19 protein-coding genes are annotated in these 16,790 nt (G+C 71.5%); 10 read left to right on the top strand and 9 right to left on the bottom strand.

Translation table 11 applies throughout. The features are described from left to right. Positions 1-39: 39 nt before the first annotated feature. On the bottom strand, positions 40-618 hold the full coding sequence (locus CF165_RS25210) for a peptide deformylase (protein WP_093950036.1): 579 nt from the start codon (positions 616-618) through the stop codon (positions 40-42). Positions 619-773: 155 nt separating this feature from the next. Here CF165_RS25210 and CF165_RS25205 point away from each other — a divergent pair, with 155 nt between their 5' ends. Both CF165_RS25205 and CF165_RS25200 read left to right on the top strand, forming a co-directional pair. Then, positions 774-1,082, top strand: a complete 309-nt coding sequence (locus tag CF165_RS25205) for a DUF3263 domain-containing protein (RefSeq protein ID WP_020641742.1) — start codon at positions 774-776, stop codon at positions 1,080-1,082. After that, complete coding sequence (locus CF165_RS25200; RefSeq protein ID WP_240521775.1) at positions 1,079-1,708, top strand: LytR C-terminal domain-containing protein; 630 nt, start codon at positions 1,079-1,081, stop codon at positions 1,706-1,708. The genes CF165_RS25205 and CF165_RS25200 overlap by 4 nt, the downstream gene beginning before the upstream one ends. Before the next feature lie 127 nt (positions 1,709-1,835). On the opposite strand, the gene CF165_RS25195 is transcribed toward CF165_RS25200, so the two are convergent. The 3 genes from CF165_RS25195 to CF165_RS25185 all read right to left on the bottom strand — a co-directional run bounded on the left by CF165_RS25195 (position 1,836) and on the right by CF165_RS25185 (position 6,068). After that, on the bottom strand, positions 1,836-4,103 hold the full coding sequence (locus tag CF165_RS25195; RefSeq protein ID WP_093950039.1) for an AAA family ATPase: 2,268 nt from the start codon (positions 4,101-4,103) through the stop codon (positions 1,836-1,838). Positions 4,104-4,388: 285 nt separating this feature from the next. Further along, positions 4,389-5,339, bottom strand: a complete 951-nt coding sequence (gene pssA, locus CF165_RS25190) for a CDP-diacylglycerol--serine O-phosphatidyltransferase (RefSeq protein ID WP_093950035.1) — start codon at positions 5,337-5,339, stop codon at positions 4,389-4,391. Positions 5,340-5,342: 3 nt separating this feature from the next. Then, on the bottom strand, positions 5,343-6,068 hold the full coding sequence (locus tag CF165_RS25185; protein WP_093950034.1) for a phosphatidylserine decarboxylase: 726 nt from the start codon (positions 6,066-6,068) through the stop codon (positions 5,343-5,345). A gap of 246 nt (positions 6,069-6,314) precedes the next feature. Here CF165_RS25185 and CF165_RS25180 point away from each other — a divergent pair, with 246 nt between their 5' ends. Continuing rightward, complete coding sequence (locus tag CF165_RS25180; RefSeq protein ID WP_093950033.1) at positions 6,315-6,536, top strand: hypothetical protein; 222 nt, start codon at positions 6,315-6,317, stop codon at positions 6,534-6,536. 39 nt (positions 6,537-6,575) lie between these two features. On the opposite strand, the gene CF165_RS25175 is transcribed toward CF165_RS25180, so the two are convergent. Further along, a complete protein-coding gene (locus CF165_RS25175; RefSeq protein ID WP_093950032.1) occupies positions 6,576-6,860 on the bottom strand; it encodes a GlsB/YeaQ/YmgE family stress response membrane protein in 285 nt (94 codons plus the stop codon). Positions 6,861-6,932: 72 nt separating this feature from the next. Here CF165_RS25175 and CF165_RS25170 point away from each other — a divergent pair, with 72 nt between their 5' ends. Both CF165_RS25170 and CF165_RS25165 read left to right on the top strand, forming a co-directional pair. Continuing rightward, the gene (locus tag CF165_RS25170; protein ID WP_167441567.1) at positions 6,933-7,496 is read left to right on the top strand and encodes a helix-turn-helix domain-containing protein; all 564 of its coding nucleotides are present in this window, start codon (positions 6,933-6,935) and stop codon (positions 7,494-7,496) included. Then, a complete protein-coding gene (locus CF165_RS25165; protein ID WP_093950030.1) occupies positions 7,493-8,746 on the top strand; it encodes an MFS transporter in 1,254 nt (417 codons plus the stop codon). The genes CF165_RS25170 and CF165_RS25165 overlap by 4 nt, the downstream gene beginning before the upstream one ends. On the opposite strand, the gene moeA is transcribed toward CF165_RS25165, so the two are convergent. Then, a complete protein-coding gene (gene moeA / locus CF165_RS25160; RefSeq protein WP_093950029.1) occupies positions 8,700-9,893 on the bottom strand; it encodes a molybdopterin molybdotransferase MoeA in 1,194 nt (397 codons plus the stop codon). The two genes, CF165_RS25165 and moeA, sit on opposite strands and share 47 nt — an antisense overlap. Positions 9,894-9,966: 73 nt before the next feature. On the opposite strand from moeA, the gene CF165_RS25155 reads away from it, so the two are divergent. The 5 genes from CF165_RS25155 to groL all read left to right on the top strand — a co-directional run bounded on the left by CF165_RS25155 (position 9,967) and on the right by groL (position 14,963). Beyond that, a complete protein-coding gene (locus CF165_RS25155; protein WP_013230282.1) occupies positions 9,967-10,644 on the top strand; it encodes a TIGR00266 family protein in 678 nt (225 codons plus the stop codon). Beyond that, positions 10,644-11,267: an AIM24 family protein gene (locus tag CF165_RS25150; RefSeq protein ID WP_093950028.1), complete on the top strand. Its 624-nt coding sequence runs from the start codon at positions 10,644-10,646 to the stop codon at positions 11,265-11,267. Before CF165_RS25155 ends, CF165_RS25150 begins: the two co-directional genes overlap by 1 nt. 112 nt (positions 11,268-11,379) lie before the next feature. After that, positions 11,380-11,586 carry a cold-shock protein gene (locus CF165_RS25145; RefSeq protein WP_003085446.1) on the top strand — a complete coding sequence of 69 codons (207 nt, stop codon included), beginning with the start codon at positions 11,380-11,382 and terminating at the stop codon, positions 11,584-11,586. Positions 11,587-11,649: 63 nt separating this feature from the next. After that, a complete protein-coding gene (locus CF165_RS25140) occupies positions 11,650-13,104 on the top strand; it encodes a serine/threonine-protein kinase (RefSeq protein WP_205660967.1) in 1,455 nt (484 codons plus the stop codon). A 230-nt stretch (positions 13,105-13,334) separates the two neighbouring features. Continuing rightward, positions 13,335-14,963 (top strand): chaperonin GroEL, encoded by a 1,629-nt coding sequence (groL, locus tag CF165_RS25135; RefSeq protein ID WP_093950026.1) that lies wholly within the window; start codon positions 13,335-13,337, stop codon positions 14,961-14,963. A 53-nt stretch (positions 14,964-15,016) separates the two neighbouring features. Here groL and CF165_RS25130 read toward each other — a convergent pair whose 3' ends face one another. The 3 genes from CF165_RS25130 to CF165_RS25120 all read right to left on the bottom strand — a co-directional run bounded on the left by CF165_RS25130 (position 15,017) and on the right by CF165_RS25120 (position 16,774). Beyond that, positions 15,017-15,340: a hypothetical protein gene (locus CF165_RS25130; RefSeq protein ID WP_093950025.1), complete on the bottom strand. Its 324-nt coding sequence runs from the start codon at positions 15,338-15,340 to the stop codon at positions 15,017-15,019. Positions 15,341-15,512: 172 nt separating this feature from the next. Then, entirely contained in the window at positions 15,513-15,731 is a 219-nt protein-coding gene (locus CF165_RS25125) for a PspC domain-containing protein (protein WP_093950024.1), read from the bottom strand. 89 nt (positions 15,732-15,820) lie between these two features. After that, positions 15,821-16,774, bottom strand: coding sequence for an o-succinylbenzoate synthase (locus CF165_RS25120; RefSeq protein ID WP_093950023.1), 954 nt, complete (start codon positions 16,772-16,774; stop codon positions 15,821-15,823). Positions 16,775-16,790: the final 16 nt, after the last annotated feature.

Raw genomic sequence — 16,790 nt, 5'->3', positions numbered from 1 at the left:
TGCGCTGGACGCACCGAACGCCACATTGGGGCGCTTGGGTCAGATGACGGCGCCGTCGTCCTCGGGGGTGCGCGGCGGCAGCCACGACAGGCCGGGCACGCCCCACTTGTTGGCCTTCAACATCTTCTTCGCGGCGCGCGCGTGCCGGCCGACCAGCCGGTCGAGGTAGATGTACCCGTCCAGGTGGTCGGTCTCGTGCTGCAGGCAACGCGCGAAGTAGCCGGTGCCCTCGACCTCGATCGGGCTGCCGTCGATGTCGGAGCCGGTCACCTTCGCCCACTTGGCGCGGCCCGTCGGGTACGACTCGCCGGGCGCCGACAGGCAGCCCTCCCAGTCGTCGTCCGGGTCCGGCATGGTCTCCGGGATCTCCGACGTCTCCAGTTTCGGGTTGACGACGACGCCCTTGTGCCGCACGCCCTCGTCGTCCGGGCAGTCGTAGACGAACACCCGCAGGTCGAGGCCGATCTGGTTGGCCGCCAGGCCGACGCCCTCGGCGGCGTACATCGTCTCGAACATGTCGTCGACGAGCGTGCGCAGCTTCTCGTCGAACTCGGTGATCTCCCGAGTCGGCTGGTGCAGCACGGGTTCGCCGGCGATAACGATGGGGTGGATGGTCACGGCGAGCCAGTTTAGTCGGACCCCTCTGGTAGACCTGCATCAGACCGTGACGCGCCGACGTCGATGCCCACGTCGGCGTGCTGATCCGTGGTTGAATGGCGCCCGCGGAAGAGCTAGGTCTGATTCGCCATGACGCCCGATTGAGAGGGACTCGGATGGACGCCGCGGAGTCGATGGCTGAGCCGCAGCCGTCGCCGCCGAAGCCCGTGCCCGGCCTGACCGAACGCGAGGTCGAGATGCTCGCCTTCGAGCGTCAGTGGTGGCGGCACGCCGGGGCGAAGGAGAACGCCATCCGCGAGCGCTTCGATCTGTCCGCCACGCGCTACTACCAGCTGCTGAACAAGCTGCTGGAGAAGCCGGAGGCGATCGAGGCCGACCCGATGCTGGTGAAGCGGCTGCGCAAGACGCGCGCCGCCCGGCAGCGTAAACGTGGCGCCCGGCGACTGGGGATCGAGCTGAAATGAGCGTGTTTTCGGGGATGTCGCGGCCGATGAAGGCCGCGGGTGTCGTGTTGGTCGGCGTGGCCATCGTCGCCGCCGTGATCGGCGGGATCTCCGCGCTGAGCGGGGGCGACGGAGGGAACGAAGCCGGGCCGAGCGGCACTTCGACGCAGCCGGGCACGTCCGGCGGGCCGTCGTCGCCGCCGGCCACGTCGTCGACGGCCACCCCGCCGTCGACCTCGACTCCGGCTTCGCCCACCTCGCCGCCGCCTCCGACCTCGCCGCCGCCCGGGCAGCCGACGTCGCCCGGTCCCGGCCAGCCGGGCGGTGACCAGCAGGCGTCCAACAAGTGGGTGACGGTCCGGGTCTACAACAACTCCCTGATCGAGCACCTCGCGGCCCGCGCGGCCGACGACTTCCGCCACGCCGGCTGGAACGTCACCGAGGTCAAGGGCTATCCCTACGGCACCATCCCGGCGACGACGGCGTACTACCGCCCGGGCACCGACGAGGAAGCGGCCGCCAAGGCGCTCGCGCAGCAGTTCGGCTTCAAGGCCGAGCCGCGCTTCGACGGCATCAAGGACGCGTCCGCCGGCGTGATAGTGATCGTGACGAAGGACTACGGGACCAACAGCCCCAAGGGCAGCTGACCCGCAACTCGCGTGACCAGAACGCCGACACGCGTGATTGAGGGGTCAACTCGCGTGATCAGAGGGTCGACACGGCAGGTCGGGTGACCGGCGTCGTGTCGACCCTTCAATCACGCGTGTCGACCCTTCAGTCACCGGCCTGGGTCTTCGCGTAGGCCTCCAGGGCGGCCAGCTGGGCCGGGTCGAGGCTCGGCCGGACCGTCTTCCGGGCCGTCTCCAGGTGTGCTGCCGTGACTTCGCGGGCCTCCAGGGACTCGCGCATCGCCGTCAACGCCGCTTCGCGGATCAGCGCGGCGCAGTCGGCGGCGGAGTAACCGTCCAGAGTGGACGCCACCGCGGCGAGGTCCACATCGGACCCCAGTGGTGTGTTCTTCGAAGTCGCCGCCAGGATCGCGGTGCGGGCCCCGGCGTCCGGCGGCGGCACGTAGACGCGGCGCTCCAGTCGTCCCGGCCGCAGCAGCGCCGGGTCGACCAGCTCCGGCCGGTTCGTCGCCCCGAGGACGACGACCTCGCGCATCGGCTCGACGCCGTCGAGCTCGGTGAGCAGCGCCGCGACCACGCGATCGGCGACACCCGAGTCGGACGACTGCCCGCGGCGCGGGGCCAGCGCGTCGATTTCGTCCAGGAAGATCAGTGCGGGCGCGGCCTCCGCGGCCCGGCGGAACAGCTCGCGCACCGCGCGCTCGGACTCGCCGACCCACTTGTCCATCAGCTCGGCGCCCTTGACCGCGAAGACGTTCAACGCGCCGGTGCCGGCCAGCGCCCGCACGAGGAACGTCTTGCCGCCACCGGGCGGCCCGTACAGCAGCACCCCGCGCGGCGGTTCGACGCCGAGCCGGGCGAACGAGTCCGGGTACCGCAGCGGCCACAGCACGGCTTCGGTGAGCGACTGCTTGACGTCGACCATGTTCCCGACGTCGTCCAGGGTCAGCCCGCCGGTGGCGAGATTGTCCGAAGTGGACATCGACACCGGCCGGACGGTGGCCAGCGCGTCCAGCAGGTCCTGCTGCGAGATGCGCGGCTCGTCGGTGTCACGCTGGCGCAGCGCCGCCCGCAGCGCCGCGTCCCGGCGCAGCGCGATCAGGTCCGCCGCGACGAACCCCGGCGTCCGCTCGGCGAGAACGCCGCAGTCGATCCCGGAATCGAGCGGGACGTCGCGGAGCAGGACGTTCAGCAGCTCACGCCGGGTCTTGGCGTCCGGGAGGGCCAGGCCGAGCTCGCGGTCCAGCAGGTCGGCGGCGCGCAGCCGCGGGTCGGCCGACTCCGCGCGGGCCGTGGTCGCGACGACGGCGAACCGCTCGCGCCGCAACGCCGTCCGCAGCTCTTCGAGCACGACGGTGGCCACCGGCGGCGGGGTGGCCGCGGGCAGCAGCGCGTCGACGTCGGTGAGCAGGAGCACGGTGGGGCTGCCGGCCGAGCGGATCGCCTCGCGCAGGCGTGCCACCGCGACGTTCGGGTCCAGCACGGCGAGGTTCGGCGCGGCCACCGGTACCACGCGGATGTCCGCGTCCTGGGCCACCGACCGCACCAGCGTCGCCTTGCCGACGCCTTCGGGGCCGGACAGCAGCACGCCGAGGTGGGCCGGCGCGCCCAGCCGCGCCAGCAGCTCGGGCCGCTGGAAGGCCAGGTCGAACCACTCGGCGAGCTTGCGGGCGGCTGTCTCGGCGCCGATCAGGTCGGCCAGCGGCACGGCCGGTTCGGTGACCTCTTCGACCGTGACCTCGTCTTCGACGATCTCGGCGTCGATCCACTCCTCGGCCGCGGTGACGGCGGAGGTCCGGACCAGCGCGGTCGCCGTCCGGGGCGCGGCGGGCTCGGGCGCCGGCCGCGCGCCGTCGCGCCAGGTGACCACTGTGGACGGTCCGACCGCCACGGGGCCGACGGGCTCGGTCGCGGTGACGGTCAGCAGCTCGTTCGTCCAGGTCGCGCCGATCGCCCGCGAAAGCTGGCCGCGCAGGCCGGCCGGGTCCGACCCCGGCGACGGCGCGAGGTCCTGCGGCAGCAGGGAAACGGCGTCGCCGACGGTGAGCACCTTGCCGATCAGGGCGAGCCGCAGCGTGTGCGGGCTGAGCGAGACGCTGGCCAGCCGCGAGCCCGCGACGGTCACCGTCTTCGCCGCCGCGACCTCGGCGGGCGCGACCACGACCTCCGAGCCCTCGGTGACGCCCAGGTTCGACATCGTCACGTCGTCGGTGAGCAGCACCCCGGGCACGCCGGTCTCGTCGGCGGGCGCGGCGAGCGCGGCGCTGACCCGGGCACCGGTGATGTGGACGGCGTCCCAGGCCCGCAGGCCCAGCGCGTCGAGGACTTCGGGATGCAGCCGGACGACGCCCCGGCGCGTGTCCAGCGCGGACGGCGTGTGCCGGACGGTCAGCGTGATCTGCGGGTGGCTCACGCCGTTCACCCTAGCGATCCGGAGTCTCCGGAGGAGGTGAGAACCCGTGTCGTCCCCTCAATCACGCGTGCCGACCCTCCAATCACGGGTGATGCCCCTCGGATCACGGGTGATCGCCGTACCGGAACGGCCGGCTCGCGTGCCTGGAGGGTCGGTTCGCGTACCCAGGCGGTCGGTTCGCGTGATCAGGACCCGATCTCGCGTGATCCGGCCCGTGTCTCGCGTGATTCGGGACGTAACTCGCGTGATTGGAGGGGCATCTCGCGTGATTGGAGGGGCGACACGTTACTTGCGGCGGAGGCCGATCTGGCGCCAGGTGCGGCGGCGCTGGCCGTTGCTGTTCTGGGAGGTGCCGCGGGGGACTCGGGCCGTTTCGCGCGGCAACCTGACCGCGCGCATCGCCGCGCCCGCCACCCGGCGCCGCAGCGGCGGGCGCAGGCCGAGACGGCGGGTCGAGCGGGCGCGGCGGATCGCGCGGCGCTCGCGCGGCGGGACCGTCCAGGCCTCCGGGTGGGCGGCCAGCCAGCGGTGCCGGTGGATCGAGTACGGGATGTGCGCCAGGTAGAGGATCATCGCCACGACCAGCGCGACCAGCGGGAACTGGATGATCGCCGCGGCGAGCAGGGCCACGCCGAGCAGCAGTGGCGCGATCGCCTTGGGTGGTGCCTTGACCGTCTTCAGCGACAACGTCGGGATGCGGCTGATCAGCAGGGCCGCGATGGCGACCGTCCACGCCCACACGACGTACTGCGACGACCACCACCCCTCGCCCCACTGCAGGTAGGCGACCAGCGGCAGCATCCCCAGCAGGCCGCCCGCGGGCGCCGGGACGCCGACGAAGAACTCGCTCGCGTAGGGCGGCTGTTCGGTGTCGTCCAGCAGCGTGTTGAAGCGGGCCAGCCGCAGGATCATGCAGACGGCGAAGATCAGCGACGCCACCCAGCCGATCCGGTCCGCGCCCGTCTGCCACACGTAGATGACCAGCGCCGGCGCGACGCCGAACGAGATGCCGTCGGAGAGCGAGTCCAGCTCCGCGCCCATCTTCGACGTCGCGTCCAAGAGACGCGCGATCCGGCCGTCCAGGCTGTCGAGCACCGCCGCGATGCCGATCGAGGCGATCGCCATCCCGTAGTTCCTGGTCAGCGCGAACTGCACGGCCGAAAGGCCCGCGCACAGCGCCAGCACGGTGATGGCGTTCGGCAGCAGCCGGACACCCGGGGTGGTCACGCGGACCATCGATCAGCCTTCCGAAGGCGTGGCAGGGAGTTCCGCGATCACCGTCTCGCCGCCGACCGTGCGCTGGCCCTTGGCCACGAGCACGCGCGAACCCGGCGGCAGGTAGAGGTCCACCCGCGAGCCGAACCGGATGATGCCGTAGGTCGCGCCGGCGCCGACCTTGTCGCCCTCGCGGATCTCGCAGAGGATGCGGCGCGCGACCAGCCCGGCGATCTGCACGACGACGAGCTCGTGGCCGTCTTCGGTGCGCATCAGCACGGAGTTGCGTTCGTTGTCGTCGCTGGCCTTGTCGAGGTCGGCGGACAGGAACTTGCCCGGCCGGTAGGCGACCCGCTCGATCACGCCGTTCGCCGGCACGCGCTGGACGTGCACGTCGAACACCGAGAGGAACACCGACACGCGCATCCGCGGCTCGGCGGGCAGGCCCAGCTCGGCGGGCGGGACGGCTTCCTCGATCAGCGACACGATGCCGTCGGCGGACGCGAGCGCGACGCCGTCACGCGGCGGCGGGACCCGCTTCGGCTCGCGGAAGAACGCCGCCGTCGCGACGGTCGCGAGCGCGCCGACGACCCCGAGGCGCTTGGAGAACCGGCGGGCGAGCAGCGTCGCGGCGACACCGCCCGCCACGAACGGGCGGCCCGCGGGGTGCATGGGCGGCAGCGTTTCGCGAGCGAGCTGGAGTGCGTGCGCGACTGGGTTGCCGGCGGGCTCCGGCCGGGTGCCGCTCATGGTCGGGTCCCCTGTTTTCGTGTCGGAAGGACGGCTGGGCGCCGGGGTCCGGCGGCCGCGTACGGGCGCCCCCACGCTACCGCTGCCCCAGGTGAGCGTGTCCGCGTGCCCCTGCCCGTCCTCCGCGAGGGGGTCACCGCGGTGGGTGGGAATGATCGCCGGGCGGTAACGCAAGGTCGATTTCACCGATGACTCTAAGTAGTTGACGCCGCTCGGGGCGCTGCCCCGCCCGACCTGCGAGGACCGATGACCGATCGCCGCGATTCCGCCGACGCTCGTCTTCGCGACCTCTTGGGCGCGTGGCGCCGGGAGATCGACGAGGTGCCCGTGCCGCCGCTCGTCGACCCCGTCCGCGCCGTCGACGTGGTCATCGAGGCGAGACGAAGCCGGGTGCATGCGCCCCCCGACGGCGCACGCACCCGGCCGCGGGATCAGGGCCTGCGAGACGCGCAGAACGACATACTTTAGCCGCTGGAGCGGCGTTGATCACGGCTTGTCCGGCAAAAGTTACCAACGGTCACTCGAACGTCGGCCGATGCCGCTCGCCAGCCGCAGGATCGCCAGCAGCACGACGGCGCCGAGGACGGCCACGCCGAAGCTGGGGAAGTCGAAGTCGAACGTCTTCGCCTGGCCGGTCGCGAGCCGGTAGACCAGCCCGCCCAGCGCCGCGCCGACGACGCCGACGAGCACGCTGACCAGGCAGCCCTGCCGTCGCCGCTCCCGGCTGCCGACGACCAGGTTCGCGGCCCAGCCGACGATCGCGCCGAAGATCACCCATGCGACGAAACCCATGGCCGAAGCTTACGGGAGCAGATGCACAAGAGTTATTGCACAAGGATCATTGTGCAACTACTCTTGTGTGTCATGAGGGAACCCAACGTCCGCGAAATCCGCGATTCGAAGGCGCTCGCCGCCATCGCGCACCCGCTGCGCCACCGCCTGCTGGATCTGCTGCACCTCGACGGCCCGGCGACCGCGTCGCTGCTGGCGGAGAAGACGGGCCAGGCGGTGGGGAACATCAGTCACCACCTCAAGGTCCTGGCGGCCAGCGAACTGATCGAAGAGGCGCCCGAGCTGGCGCGGGACCGCCGGGAACGGTGGTGGCGGCGCACCTCCAGCGCGATCAAGTGGGGCGCCCAGGACTTCCCCGACGACCCGATCGCCGAGGCGGCCGAGGTGCTCACCCTCGACCACCAGCACGCGATCGCCCGCGAATGGCTCGCCAAGCGGGAGACCTACCCCCAGGAGTGGCGTGGCGCGCTGTTCAGCATCGACGGCTGGGCCCGGCTCTCCGTCGCCGAACTGGACGAGCTGAACGACCGGATCGTCGCCATGCTCGCCGAGTACCGTGATCGCACCCTGCCGGACGACGGCATCGAACGCCGTCCGGTCTTCGTCGCCGCGCGGGCTTCGCTGGGCCAGCCGTGAAGGGGCTCTGGGGGAACAGGGACTTCCGGCTGCTCTGGACCGGCGAGACCACGAGCATGCTCGGCAGCATGGTCGCGAGCACGGCGTTGCCGCTGGTCGCGGTGGTCACGCTGCAGGCGAGCACCTTCCAGGTCGCGCTGCTGACGGCGGTGGCCTGGCTGCCGTGGCTGATCGTGGGCCTGCCCGCCGGCGCCTGGGTCGACCGGTTGCCGAAGCGGCCGGTCATGCTGATCTGCAACACGGTCTCGATGGCGGTGTTCGGCAGCGTCCCGCTCGCCGCCGCCTTCGGGGCGCTGACCATGCCGTACCTGCTGGCCGCGGCGACGCTCGGCGGCTTCGCGAAGGTGTTCTTCACCCTCGCCTACCGCGCGTACCTGCCGGCCCTCGTCGGGGCGGACGAACTCCTCGAAGGGAACGCGAAGCTGCAGGGCAGCGAGTCCGCGACGCAGGTCGCCGGCCCGGGCCTCGCCGGACTGCTGGCCCAGGTGCTCGGCCCGGTCAGCGGCATCCTGGCCGACGCGGTCAGCTTCGGCGTCTCCGTGCTCTGCGTGCGGGCGATCCGGGCGCGGGAGACCGTGGTCGCGGCCGAGCGCACGCCGTTGCGCAGCCAGATCGCCGAAGGACTGCGGTTCGTCGTCAGCGACCGCTACCTGCGGACGCTGACGGTGTTCGGTGCCGTGTCGAACATCGCGCTGACCGGGTACGGCTCGATCCAGATCGTCTTCCTGTCCCGCACGCTCGGCGCCGCGCCCGGCCTGGTCGGCCTGGTCCTGGCGCTGGGCGCGACCGGTGGCGTGCTCGGCGCGGCGCTGGTCGGCCGGCTCGGCGCCCGCTTCGGCGCCGCCCGCGCGTTCCTGCTGTGCGAGGCCTTCGTCGCGCCGATGGGGCTGCTCGGGCCGCTGAGCCGGCCGGGCTGGGGTCTGGTGCCCTACGTGCTCGCGCTGTTCGGCGTCTGCGCCGGCTTGGTCGCCTCGAACATCCTGACCATGACCTTCCGGCAGCAGTACTGTCCGCCCGAGTTGTTCAGCCGGATCAACTCCAGCGCCGCGATCGTCAACTACGGCACGATTCCGCTGGCCGGCGTGCTCGGTGGCGCGCTGGGCGAGGCGATCGGCGTCCGCGAAACGCTGTGGGTGATGGCCGGCGTGCTGATCGCCGCCTTCCCGGTGCTCCTGCCGTTCGCCAAGCTGCGGGAGTTCCCGGCTAGAGAAGAAGGACGTCCACCTCGTCGCCTTCCGCAGCCGACGTGACGTCCTCCGGCAGCACGATCAGGCAGTTGGCCTGGGTGAACGCGGCCAGCAGGTGCGATCCCGGCCCACCGCGCGGCCCGACGATCCCGGTGACCTCGCGCTCCGACAGCGTGAACACGCCCCGCCGGTACTGGCGGCGCCCGGCCGGCGAGGACATCGCTTCGGTGAGCCGGGCCCGCACGCGGCGTCGGGAGACGTCGGTGTGGCCCAGCGCGGTCAGGATCGCCGGACGCAGGAACGCCTCGAACGACACCAGCACGCTGACCGGGTTGCCGGGCAGCGTCACCACGGGCACGCCCTGCCAGCGCCCGCAGCCCTGCGGCCCGCCGGGCTGCATCGCGATCTTCGCGAACTCGACGCCCTGACCGGTCAGGGCGTCCTTCACCACTTCGTACGCGCCCGCGCTGACGCCGCCGGAGGTGACCAGGAGGTCGGCGTCGGCCAGCTTCGGCTCGATGACCTTCCGGAACTCCCCGACGTCGTCGACGACGCTGCGGACGACGTCGACCTCGCAGCCGAGGCCGCGGATCGCCGCCGCGAGCATCACGCTGTTGGACTCGTAGATCTGGCCGTGCCGCAGCGGCGTGGGCGCGTCGATCAGCTCGGTGCCGGTCGAGGCGACCAGGACCCGCAGCGGCCGGTGCACGCGGACTTCGGCGAGCCCGACCGCGGCGGCCAGGCCGAGCTGCGAGTGGCCCAGCACGGTTCCCGCGTGCAGGGCGATGTCGTCGGCGACGACGTCCTCTCCGGTGCGCCGGATGTGCGCGCCTTCCTTGGCCACGGCCGAGATCGTCACCGTTTCCGTGCCGCCGTCGGTGTCCTCGACCATCACGACGGCGTCCGCGCCGGGCGGCAGCGGCGCGCCGGTCATGATCCGGTGCGCGGTGCCCGGCTCGAGGGGCCGGACGTCGACCCGGCCCGCGGGGATGTCGTCGGCCACCGGCAGGGTCACCGGGGTCGCCGGGACATCGGCCGCGCGGACCGCGTAACCGTCCATCGCGGAGTTGTCGAACGGCGGGAGGGAGACACCGGCCCGCACGTCCTCGGCCAGGACGAGGCCGGCCGCGGCGGCGAGGGGCAGCGTGGTCGCGGGGGAGGTGCCCAGGAGCGCGGCAACCCGGTCGCGGTAGTCGTCGACGGAGATCACCGGACCATCCTCCCCGTGTTCGGGGCGCGTGCAAGACTCTGCCCCGTCACGAGCACGCCGATGGGGAGTACGCATGCAGGTCGGAATCCGTCAACAGCCTTCGTTCGCCGTCGCCCGGCTGATGCTGGCGCCCGGCGAGCCGTGCCAGGTCGAGTCCGGCGCGATGATGGCCACCAGCTACGGCGTGCAGGTCCAGTCCCAGGCGCAGGGCGGGATCATGAAGGGCCTCGGCCGCGCGTTCCTCTCCGGCGAGTCCTTCTTCATCTCCACCTTCACCGCGCCGCCGAACGGCGGCTGGGTCGACGTCGCCGCCAACCTGCCCGGCGACATCCAGGTGATCACCCTCGACGGCCGCACCGGCTGGGCCGTCACCCGCGGCTGCTGGCTCGCGTCGTCGCACGGCGTGCAGACCGAGACCAAGTGGGGCGGCATGAAGAACCTGATGGGCGGCGAGGGCGGCTTCCTGACGCACGCCACCGGCCAGGGCCAGCTGCTCGTCAGCTGCTACGGCGCGGTCGAGACGATCACGCTGCAGCAGGGCGAGATGGTGACCATCGACACCGGGCACGTCGTCGCGTACGCCGACACCGTGCAGTACCAGATCCGCAAGGTCGCGCAGGGCATCATCCAGTCCATGAAGAGCGGCGAAGGCCTCGTGTTCGACTTCGTCGGCCCCGGCCAGATCATGACGCAGACGCGCAACCCGTCCGCGCTGGTCGGCTGGATCGTCTCCCACGTCCCGTCACGCTGATGCGCGTCCAGACCCGGCACACCCCCGGCTTCGGCGTCGCCCGCGTCCTGCTCGACCCCGGCGAGGCCGTGCAGGCCGCGCCCGAAACCCTGCTCGCCAGCCGGTTCGGCGTCACCGAGACCGCGGCGGGCCGCGGCGGTGTCCGTGCCGGCAAGAGCACGACGGCCGTCTACACCGCACCGTCCGACGGTGGCTGGATCGACTTCGCGCCGCTGCGCCCCGGCGACGTCTACCCCCTCGAGCTGCGCGGCGGCACGGGCTGGTCGGTGCACCGCGACGCCGTGCTGGTGCGGCCGTCGTCGGTCCGGCACGACACCGGCTGGGTGCCGTTGCAACAGCTCTTCGGCGCCGACACGGGATTTCTGGAGCACTACAGCGGAACCGGGCCGCTCGTGCTGGCCGCACCCGGCCCGGTGGACGCGTTCGAGCTGGGCCAGGGCGAGCTCGTCACGGTCCGGCCGGACTACCTGCTGGCCTACCCGGACACCGTGCAGTGCCGGTTGCGGGCGCTCGACCCGGGCGGGCCGCAGTCGCTGCGTACCGGCGAAGGGCTCGCGGTCGACTTCGCGGGTCCCGGGACGGTGCTCGTGCACGCGCGGAACAGACGCCTTTCGGGTTCGTGATCTTCGGACGAATTGCCCATTGCCGCGGACAATAATTCCGGTAGCGTGATTGCTACTCGCACCGCTGGCATCCGCTCGGGCCAGCGGATCCTTTGTGCTGAGGGAGGGCGCCGTGGCTGTCGGCACCGTCAAATGGTTCAACTCGGAAAAGGGCTACGGGTTCATCGAATCCACGGAGGGGCCGGACGTGTTCGTCCACTATTCGGCCATCCAGTCCGAAGGATTCCGCACCCTGGACGAGGGGGACCGGGTCGAGTTCGAAGTGCAGTCCGGCCGCGATGGTCGTAGCCAGGCAGCCGACGTGCGGAAGGTTTCGTAGCCACCGGTCACCTGATCGGCGAACCCCCGGCAAGCGCCGAACCTGGGGCGTTAGGCTTCGGGCGTGACAGGCGACGTGTCGGGGGACCTCACCGGTCGCCGGCTGGGCAACTACCGCATCGACGGAGTGCTCGGCAAGGGCGGCATGAGCGTGACCTACAAGGCCACGGATGTGCGGCTCGGCCGCAAGGTGGCCCTGAAGGTCATCGGTGACCACCTCGGGACCGACGCCGAGTTCCGCGAGCGGTTCGTCGACGAGGCGCGCAACACGTCCGCGATCGACCACGCCAATGTCGTGCCGCTGTACGACTTCGGCGAACTCGACGGCATGCTCTACATCGCCATGCGGATGGTCGACGGTGGCGATCTCGCCGGGTTGATCTCGGGGGGACCCATCGCGCCCGCGCGCGCCCTGACGATGCTCGACCAGGTCGCCGACGCCCTCGACACGCTGCACAACCGTGGTCTGGTCCACCTGGACGTCAAGCCGGCGAACGTGCTCGTGACGAAGAAGGAGACTTCGCGCGAGCACGTGTACGTCGCGGACTTCGGGCTGACCCGGCGCGGCGCGACCGGGCACCGGACGCGCGGCGGCGACTTCCTGGGCTCGCCGACGTACGCGGCGCCGGAGCACCTGCGCGGCGAGCCGCTGGACGGGCGCACCGACCAGTACGCGCTGACGTGCGTCCTCTACGCGTGCCTCACCGGCAGCCCGCCGTTCAAGGGCGACGTGCCGACGGTGATCAAAGGCCACCTCAACGGCGACCCGCCCGCGATCTCCCGGGCCGTCGCGCTGCCGTCGTCGATCGACGAGGTGATCCGGCGCGGCATGGCCAAGAACCCGGCCGACCGCTACCCGAGCTGCGTCGAGATGGTCGCGGCCGCGCGCCGCGCGCTGGGCCCCCTTGCGACGTCCGACACACCGCCCGGCCCGCCCGGGTCCCATTCGGGCGGAATCCCCGCGCCGCAGCGTCCTGGTCAGGTACAACAAGGGCCGCACCAGAACCACGCACCGCAGGGAGAGGGGACCCCCGTGCATCCGTACGGAGGACAGCAGCAGCCCGGCTACGGCCAGCAGGGCCACGGGCCGCAGGGACCGCCGCCGCAGGGACCGCCGCCGGGTTACGGCTACCCCCAGGGCCCGCCGCCCGGGATGCCGCCGCAGGGGCCGCCGCCGGGCTACGGCTACCCGCAACAGCAGGGCATGCCGGGCCCGCCGCCCGGCTATGGCCAGGACCCGATGCGGCTGCGTCCCCCGATGCCCGCCGGTGGTGCGGGCGCGTTCCACCAGCCGAAGAGCGGCGGCGGCAAGAAGTGGATCTTCGTCGTGCTGGGCCTCGTCGTGGTCGCGGGCTTGGTCGTGGGCGCGATCATCTTCTTCAGCAGTGGCGACAGCGGCGGTGGCGGCGGCCAGACCACGGCCCCGAACATCCCGGTCGGCCCGGGTGACTCGCAGAGCAACGCCCCGTCTTCGCTGAAGACGCCTCCGACGTCGATCACCATCAAGCCGAGCTCCTGATCGTGCGGCGCTGAGCAGGTCTTCTTGCACTCTCCCCCCGAGAGTGCTAAACACGGACCTAGCACTCGACGCCGTCGAGTGCCAAAGGTCGGGACGGTGAGGCTGACCCCCACCCGGGTCCAGTCGTCCGTCGCGGGCACCGAGCCTGGCCGAGGAAAAGAGTCCTGCTGCCGCCGCTGCAAAGCACCACAGCGCGGCGGTGGCGCCCAATACCGGAGGACCAAACCGCAATGGCCAAACTGATCGCGTTCGACGAGGACGCCCGCCGCGGTCTCGAGCGTGGCTTGAACATCCTCGCCGAAGCCGTCAAGGTGACCCTCGGCCCGCGGGGCCGGAACGTCGTGCTCGAAAAGAAGTGGGGCGCGCCGACCATCACCAACGACGGCGTCTCCATCGCCAAGGAGATCGAGCTCGAAGACCCGTGGGAGAAGATCGGGGCCGAGCTCGTCAAGGAAGTTGCCAAGAAGACCGACGACGTCGCGGGTGACGGCACCACCACCGCCACCGTGCTCGCCCAGGCCCTGGTCAAGGAAGGCCTGCGCAACGTCGCGGCCGGCGCCGACCCCATCAGCCTGAAGCGCGGCATCGAGGCGGCCGTCGAGGCCATCACCGAGCAGCTGCACAAGATGGCCGTCCAGATCGAGACGAAGGAGCAGATCGCTGCTACCGCCTCGATCTCGGCCGCTGACCGCACCATCGGCGAGCTGATCGCCGAGGCGCTGGACAAGGTCGGCAAGGAAGGCGTCGTCACCGTCGAGGAGAGCAACACCTTCGGTCTCGAGCTCGAGCTCACCGAGGGCATGCGCTTCGACAAGGGCTACATCTCGGGTTACTTCGTGACCGACCCGGAGCGTCAGGAAGCCGAGCTCGAGGACCCGTACATCCTCCTCTTCGGCTCCAAGATCTCCACCGTCAAGGACGTGCTGCCGCTGCTGGAGAAGGTCATCCAGTCCGGCAAGCCGCTGCTGATCATCGCCGAGGACGTCGAGGGCGAGGCGCTGGCCACCCTGATCGTCAACAAGATGCGCGGCACCTTCAAGTCCGTCGCCGTCAAGGCGCCGGGCTTCGGTGACCGCCGCAAGGCGATCCTGCAGGACATCGCGATCCTGACCGGTGGCCAGGTCATCTCCGAGGACGTCGGCCTCAAGCTGGAGAACGCGGACCTGTCCCTGCTGGGCAAGGCCCGCAAGGCCGTCATCACCAAGGACGAGACGACCATCGTCGAGGGTGCGGGCGACGCCGACCAGATCCAGGGTCGCGTCAACCAGATCCGCGCCGAGATCGACAACTCGGACTCGGACTACGACCGCGAGAAGCTGCAGGAGCGGCTCGCGAAGCTGGCCGGCGGCGTGGCCGTCATCAAGGCCGGCGCCGCGACCGAGGTCGAGCTCAAGGAGCGCAAGCACCGCATCGAGGACGCGGTGCGCAACGCGAAGGCCGCCGTGGAAGAGGGCATCGTCGCCGGTGGTGGCGTGGCCCTGATCCAGGCCGCCGAGGCCGCGTTCGCGGGCCTGAAGCTCGAGGGCGACGAGGCCACTGGCGCCAACATCGTCAAGGTGGCCGTCGAGGCCCCGCTCAAGCAGATCGCGATCAACGCCGGCCTCGAGGGTGGCGTCGTGGTGGAGAAGGTCAAGGGCCTGCCGCAGGGTCACGGCCTCAACGCCGCCACGGGTGTCTACGAGGACCTGCTCGCCGCCGGCGTGCCGGACCCGACGAAGGTCACCCGCTCCGCGCTGCAGAACGCCGCGTCCATCGCGGCGCTGTTCCTGACCACCGAGGCCGTCGTGGCGGACAAGCCGGAGAAGGCTTCGGCCGCTCCCGCCGACCCGTCCGGTGGCATGGGTGGCATGGACTTCTGAGTCCGGCCTTCTGAACGGGAAAGCCCGGTCCGCTTCGGCGGGCCGGGCTTTTCTCATGGCTTGGTGAAGAACCAGACGGCGAAGGCGCCGACGATGACGACGCCGAGCGCGAGCACGCCCAAGCCCCCGAGCCAGGCGGTCACGGCTTCATCCGCTTCCAGCGCGACGACGATCGCCCCGATCCCGGTCAGCAGGACCCAGATCGCGAACGCCGCGGCGGTGTAGAGCACGGTCTTGGTGACGGACGGGCTGCCCGTGTCGTTGAACGCCAGCGCGAGGAACGCGGCGAAGGCGGTCAGTCCCAGCCCGGCGATCAGGTAGAGCCCGCCGAGGATCCCGACAACGACCTTCGCGGCCGTTCTGCTCCCTTGATCCACGAGCGCGAACCCTAACCCCTCGAACGGGATTCGCGCCGGGCTTTTACGCCGCTCGGCTCAGCCGCCTCGCCCGAACGGCCCGGACGTCCCCTTGGCGTCCGGGCCGTTCATCGGCACACCCCCGGCGTCCGGCGGGCACCCGTTCCCCCTGCGAACCGGCGCCCGCCCGGGGTCAGGCGTCCTCTTCGGGCGTCAGGATGGCGGCGGCGACGTAGATCGGAATGGCGATCCCGACCGACAGGAACACGGCGGCGACCAGCCCGATGCGCAGGACGTTGGCATCGATGCCGAGGTAGGTGGCCCAGCCGCCGCAGACGCCGGTGAGCATCTTGTCGGTCCGGCTGCGGCGGAGCTTCTTGGTGGCTTCCGGGGTGTACACGCTGTTCGTCATGGCTCAATGGTGGCTTCCGGGGACCCCCGGCCACATCGGGAACGGCCCGGACCCCGACCCTGAACTTGCCCTCGGGGGCTCCCCGGTGGTCATGCCTCCGAGGTGCGGTCAGTTGCCCACAGAGCGCGGACCCGGGCCAGCCGGTCTTGCCAAGCCGCCTCGACCTCGGGTGACGCCGCGTAAGCCGCCGTGGGTTCCGGTGCCCGGCGCGGGACTGCCAGGTATCCGTCCACAGGGGACAGTGGCACGGCGCAGACGTCACCGTCCAGCAACGAAATCGTCCCCAGTCCACAAGCGAATTCCAGTTCCGGGAGCGCGCCGGCCAGTGCCAGCCCCGCCGCCAGGCCGACGCTCGTCTCCACCGCCGACGACACCACGCACGGCAGCCCGCACGCCTCGGCCACCTCCAGCGCCCGGCGCACGCCGCCCAGCGGGGCGACCTTCAGGACCGCGATGTCCGCCGCTCCGGCGACCGCCACCTTCAGCGGGTCCTCCGCCCGGCGGATCGACTCGTCGGCGGCGATCCGGACACCCACCCGGCGCCGCACCGCCGCCAGGTCTTCGATCGACGGGCACGGTTGCTCCGCGTACTCGAGCCCGGCCGCCGCCTTGTCGAGGTCCGTGATCGCCCGGACCGCCGTGTCGACGTCCCACGCCATGTTGGCGTCCACGCGGATCGCGCCGCCCGGGCCCAGCGCGTCGCGGACGGCCTCCACCCGCGCGCAGTCGTCCGCCAGGGAGACGCGCGGGTCGGCGACCTTCACCTTGGCCGTGCGGCAGCCGGACGCGCGGACCAGCTCGTGCGCCTTCTCCGGCGCGACCACCGGCACCGTGGTGTTGACCTCGATCCGGTCGCGGACCGGCGACGGCCAGCCCGCCTCGCTCGCTTCCAGCGCCGCGCGCAGCCACGGCACGCTCTCGGCGTCGGAGTAGTCGGCGAACGGGCAGAACTCGCCCCAGCCCGCCGGGCCGTGGACCAGGACACCCTCACGGACGGTGATGCCGCGGAACCGGGTGCGCAGGGGGATCGCGTAGACCTTCATCGAGACCGATCATGCC

Origin of the sequence: Amycolatopsis vastitatis (genome assembly GCF_002234595.1) — a bacterium.
GTDB lineage: Bacteria > Actinomycetota > Actinomycetes > Mycobacteriales > Pseudonocardiaceae > Amycolatopsis > Amycolatopsis vastitatis.
The sequence above is the reverse complement of the archived record's forward strand: the minus strand, read 5'-3'. Positions and strand labels throughout refer to the sequence as shown.

What these genes read in the sequence shown, in the direction of transcription:
- groL (WP_093950026.1), top strand. Translation starts at nt 13,335, where the DNA reads ATGGCCAAACTGATCGCGTTCGACGAGGACGCCCGCCGCGGTCTCGAG.
- CF165_RS25200 (WP_240521775.1), top strand. Translation starts at nt 1,079, where the DNA reads ATGAGCGTGTTTTCGGGGATGTCGCGGCCGATGAAGGCCGCGGGTGTC.
- CF165_RS25150 (WP_093950028.1), top strand. Translation starts at nt 10,644, where the DNA reads ATGCGCGTCCAGACCCGGCACACCCCCGGCTTCGGCGTCGCCCGCGTC.
- CF165_RS25180 (WP_093950033.1), top strand. Translation starts at nt 6,315, where the DNA reads ATGACCGATCGCCGCGATTCCGCCGACGCTCGTCTTCGCGACCTCTTG.
- CF165_RS25155 (WP_013230282.1), top strand. Translation starts at nt 9,967, where the DNA reads ATGCAGGTCGGAATCCGTCAACAGCCTTCGTTCGCCGTCGCCCGGCTG.
- pssA (WP_093950035.1), bottom strand. Translation starts at nt 5,339, where the DNA reads ATGGTCCGCGTGACCACCCCGGGTGTCCGGCTGCTGCCGAACGCCATC.
- CF165_RS25170 (WP_167441567.1), top strand. Translation starts at nt 6,933, where the DNA reads ATGAGGGAACCCAACGTCCGCGAAATCCGCGATTCGAAGGCGCTCGCC.
- CF165_RS25125 (WP_093950024.1), bottom strand. Translation starts at nt 15,731, where the DNA reads ATGACGAACAGCGTGTACACCCCGGAAGCCACCAAGAAGCTCCGCCGC.
- CF165_RS25120 (WP_093950023.1), bottom strand. Translation starts at nt 16,774, where the DNA reads ATGAAGGTCTACGCGATCCCCCTGCGCACCCGGTTCCGCGGCATCACC.
- CF165_RS25175 (WP_093950032.1), bottom strand. Translation starts at nt 6,860, where the DNA reads ATGGGTTTCGTCGCATGGGTGATCTTCGGCGCGATCGTCGGCTGGGCC.
- CF165_RS25185 (WP_093950034.1), bottom strand. Translation starts at nt 6,068, where the DNA reads ATGAGCGGCACCCGGCCGGAGCCCGCCGGCAACCCAGTCGCGCACGCA.
- CF165_RS25205 (WP_020641742.1), top strand. Translation starts at nt 774, where the DNA reads ATGGACGCCGCGGAGTCGATGGCTGAGCCGCAGCCGTCGCCGCCGAAG.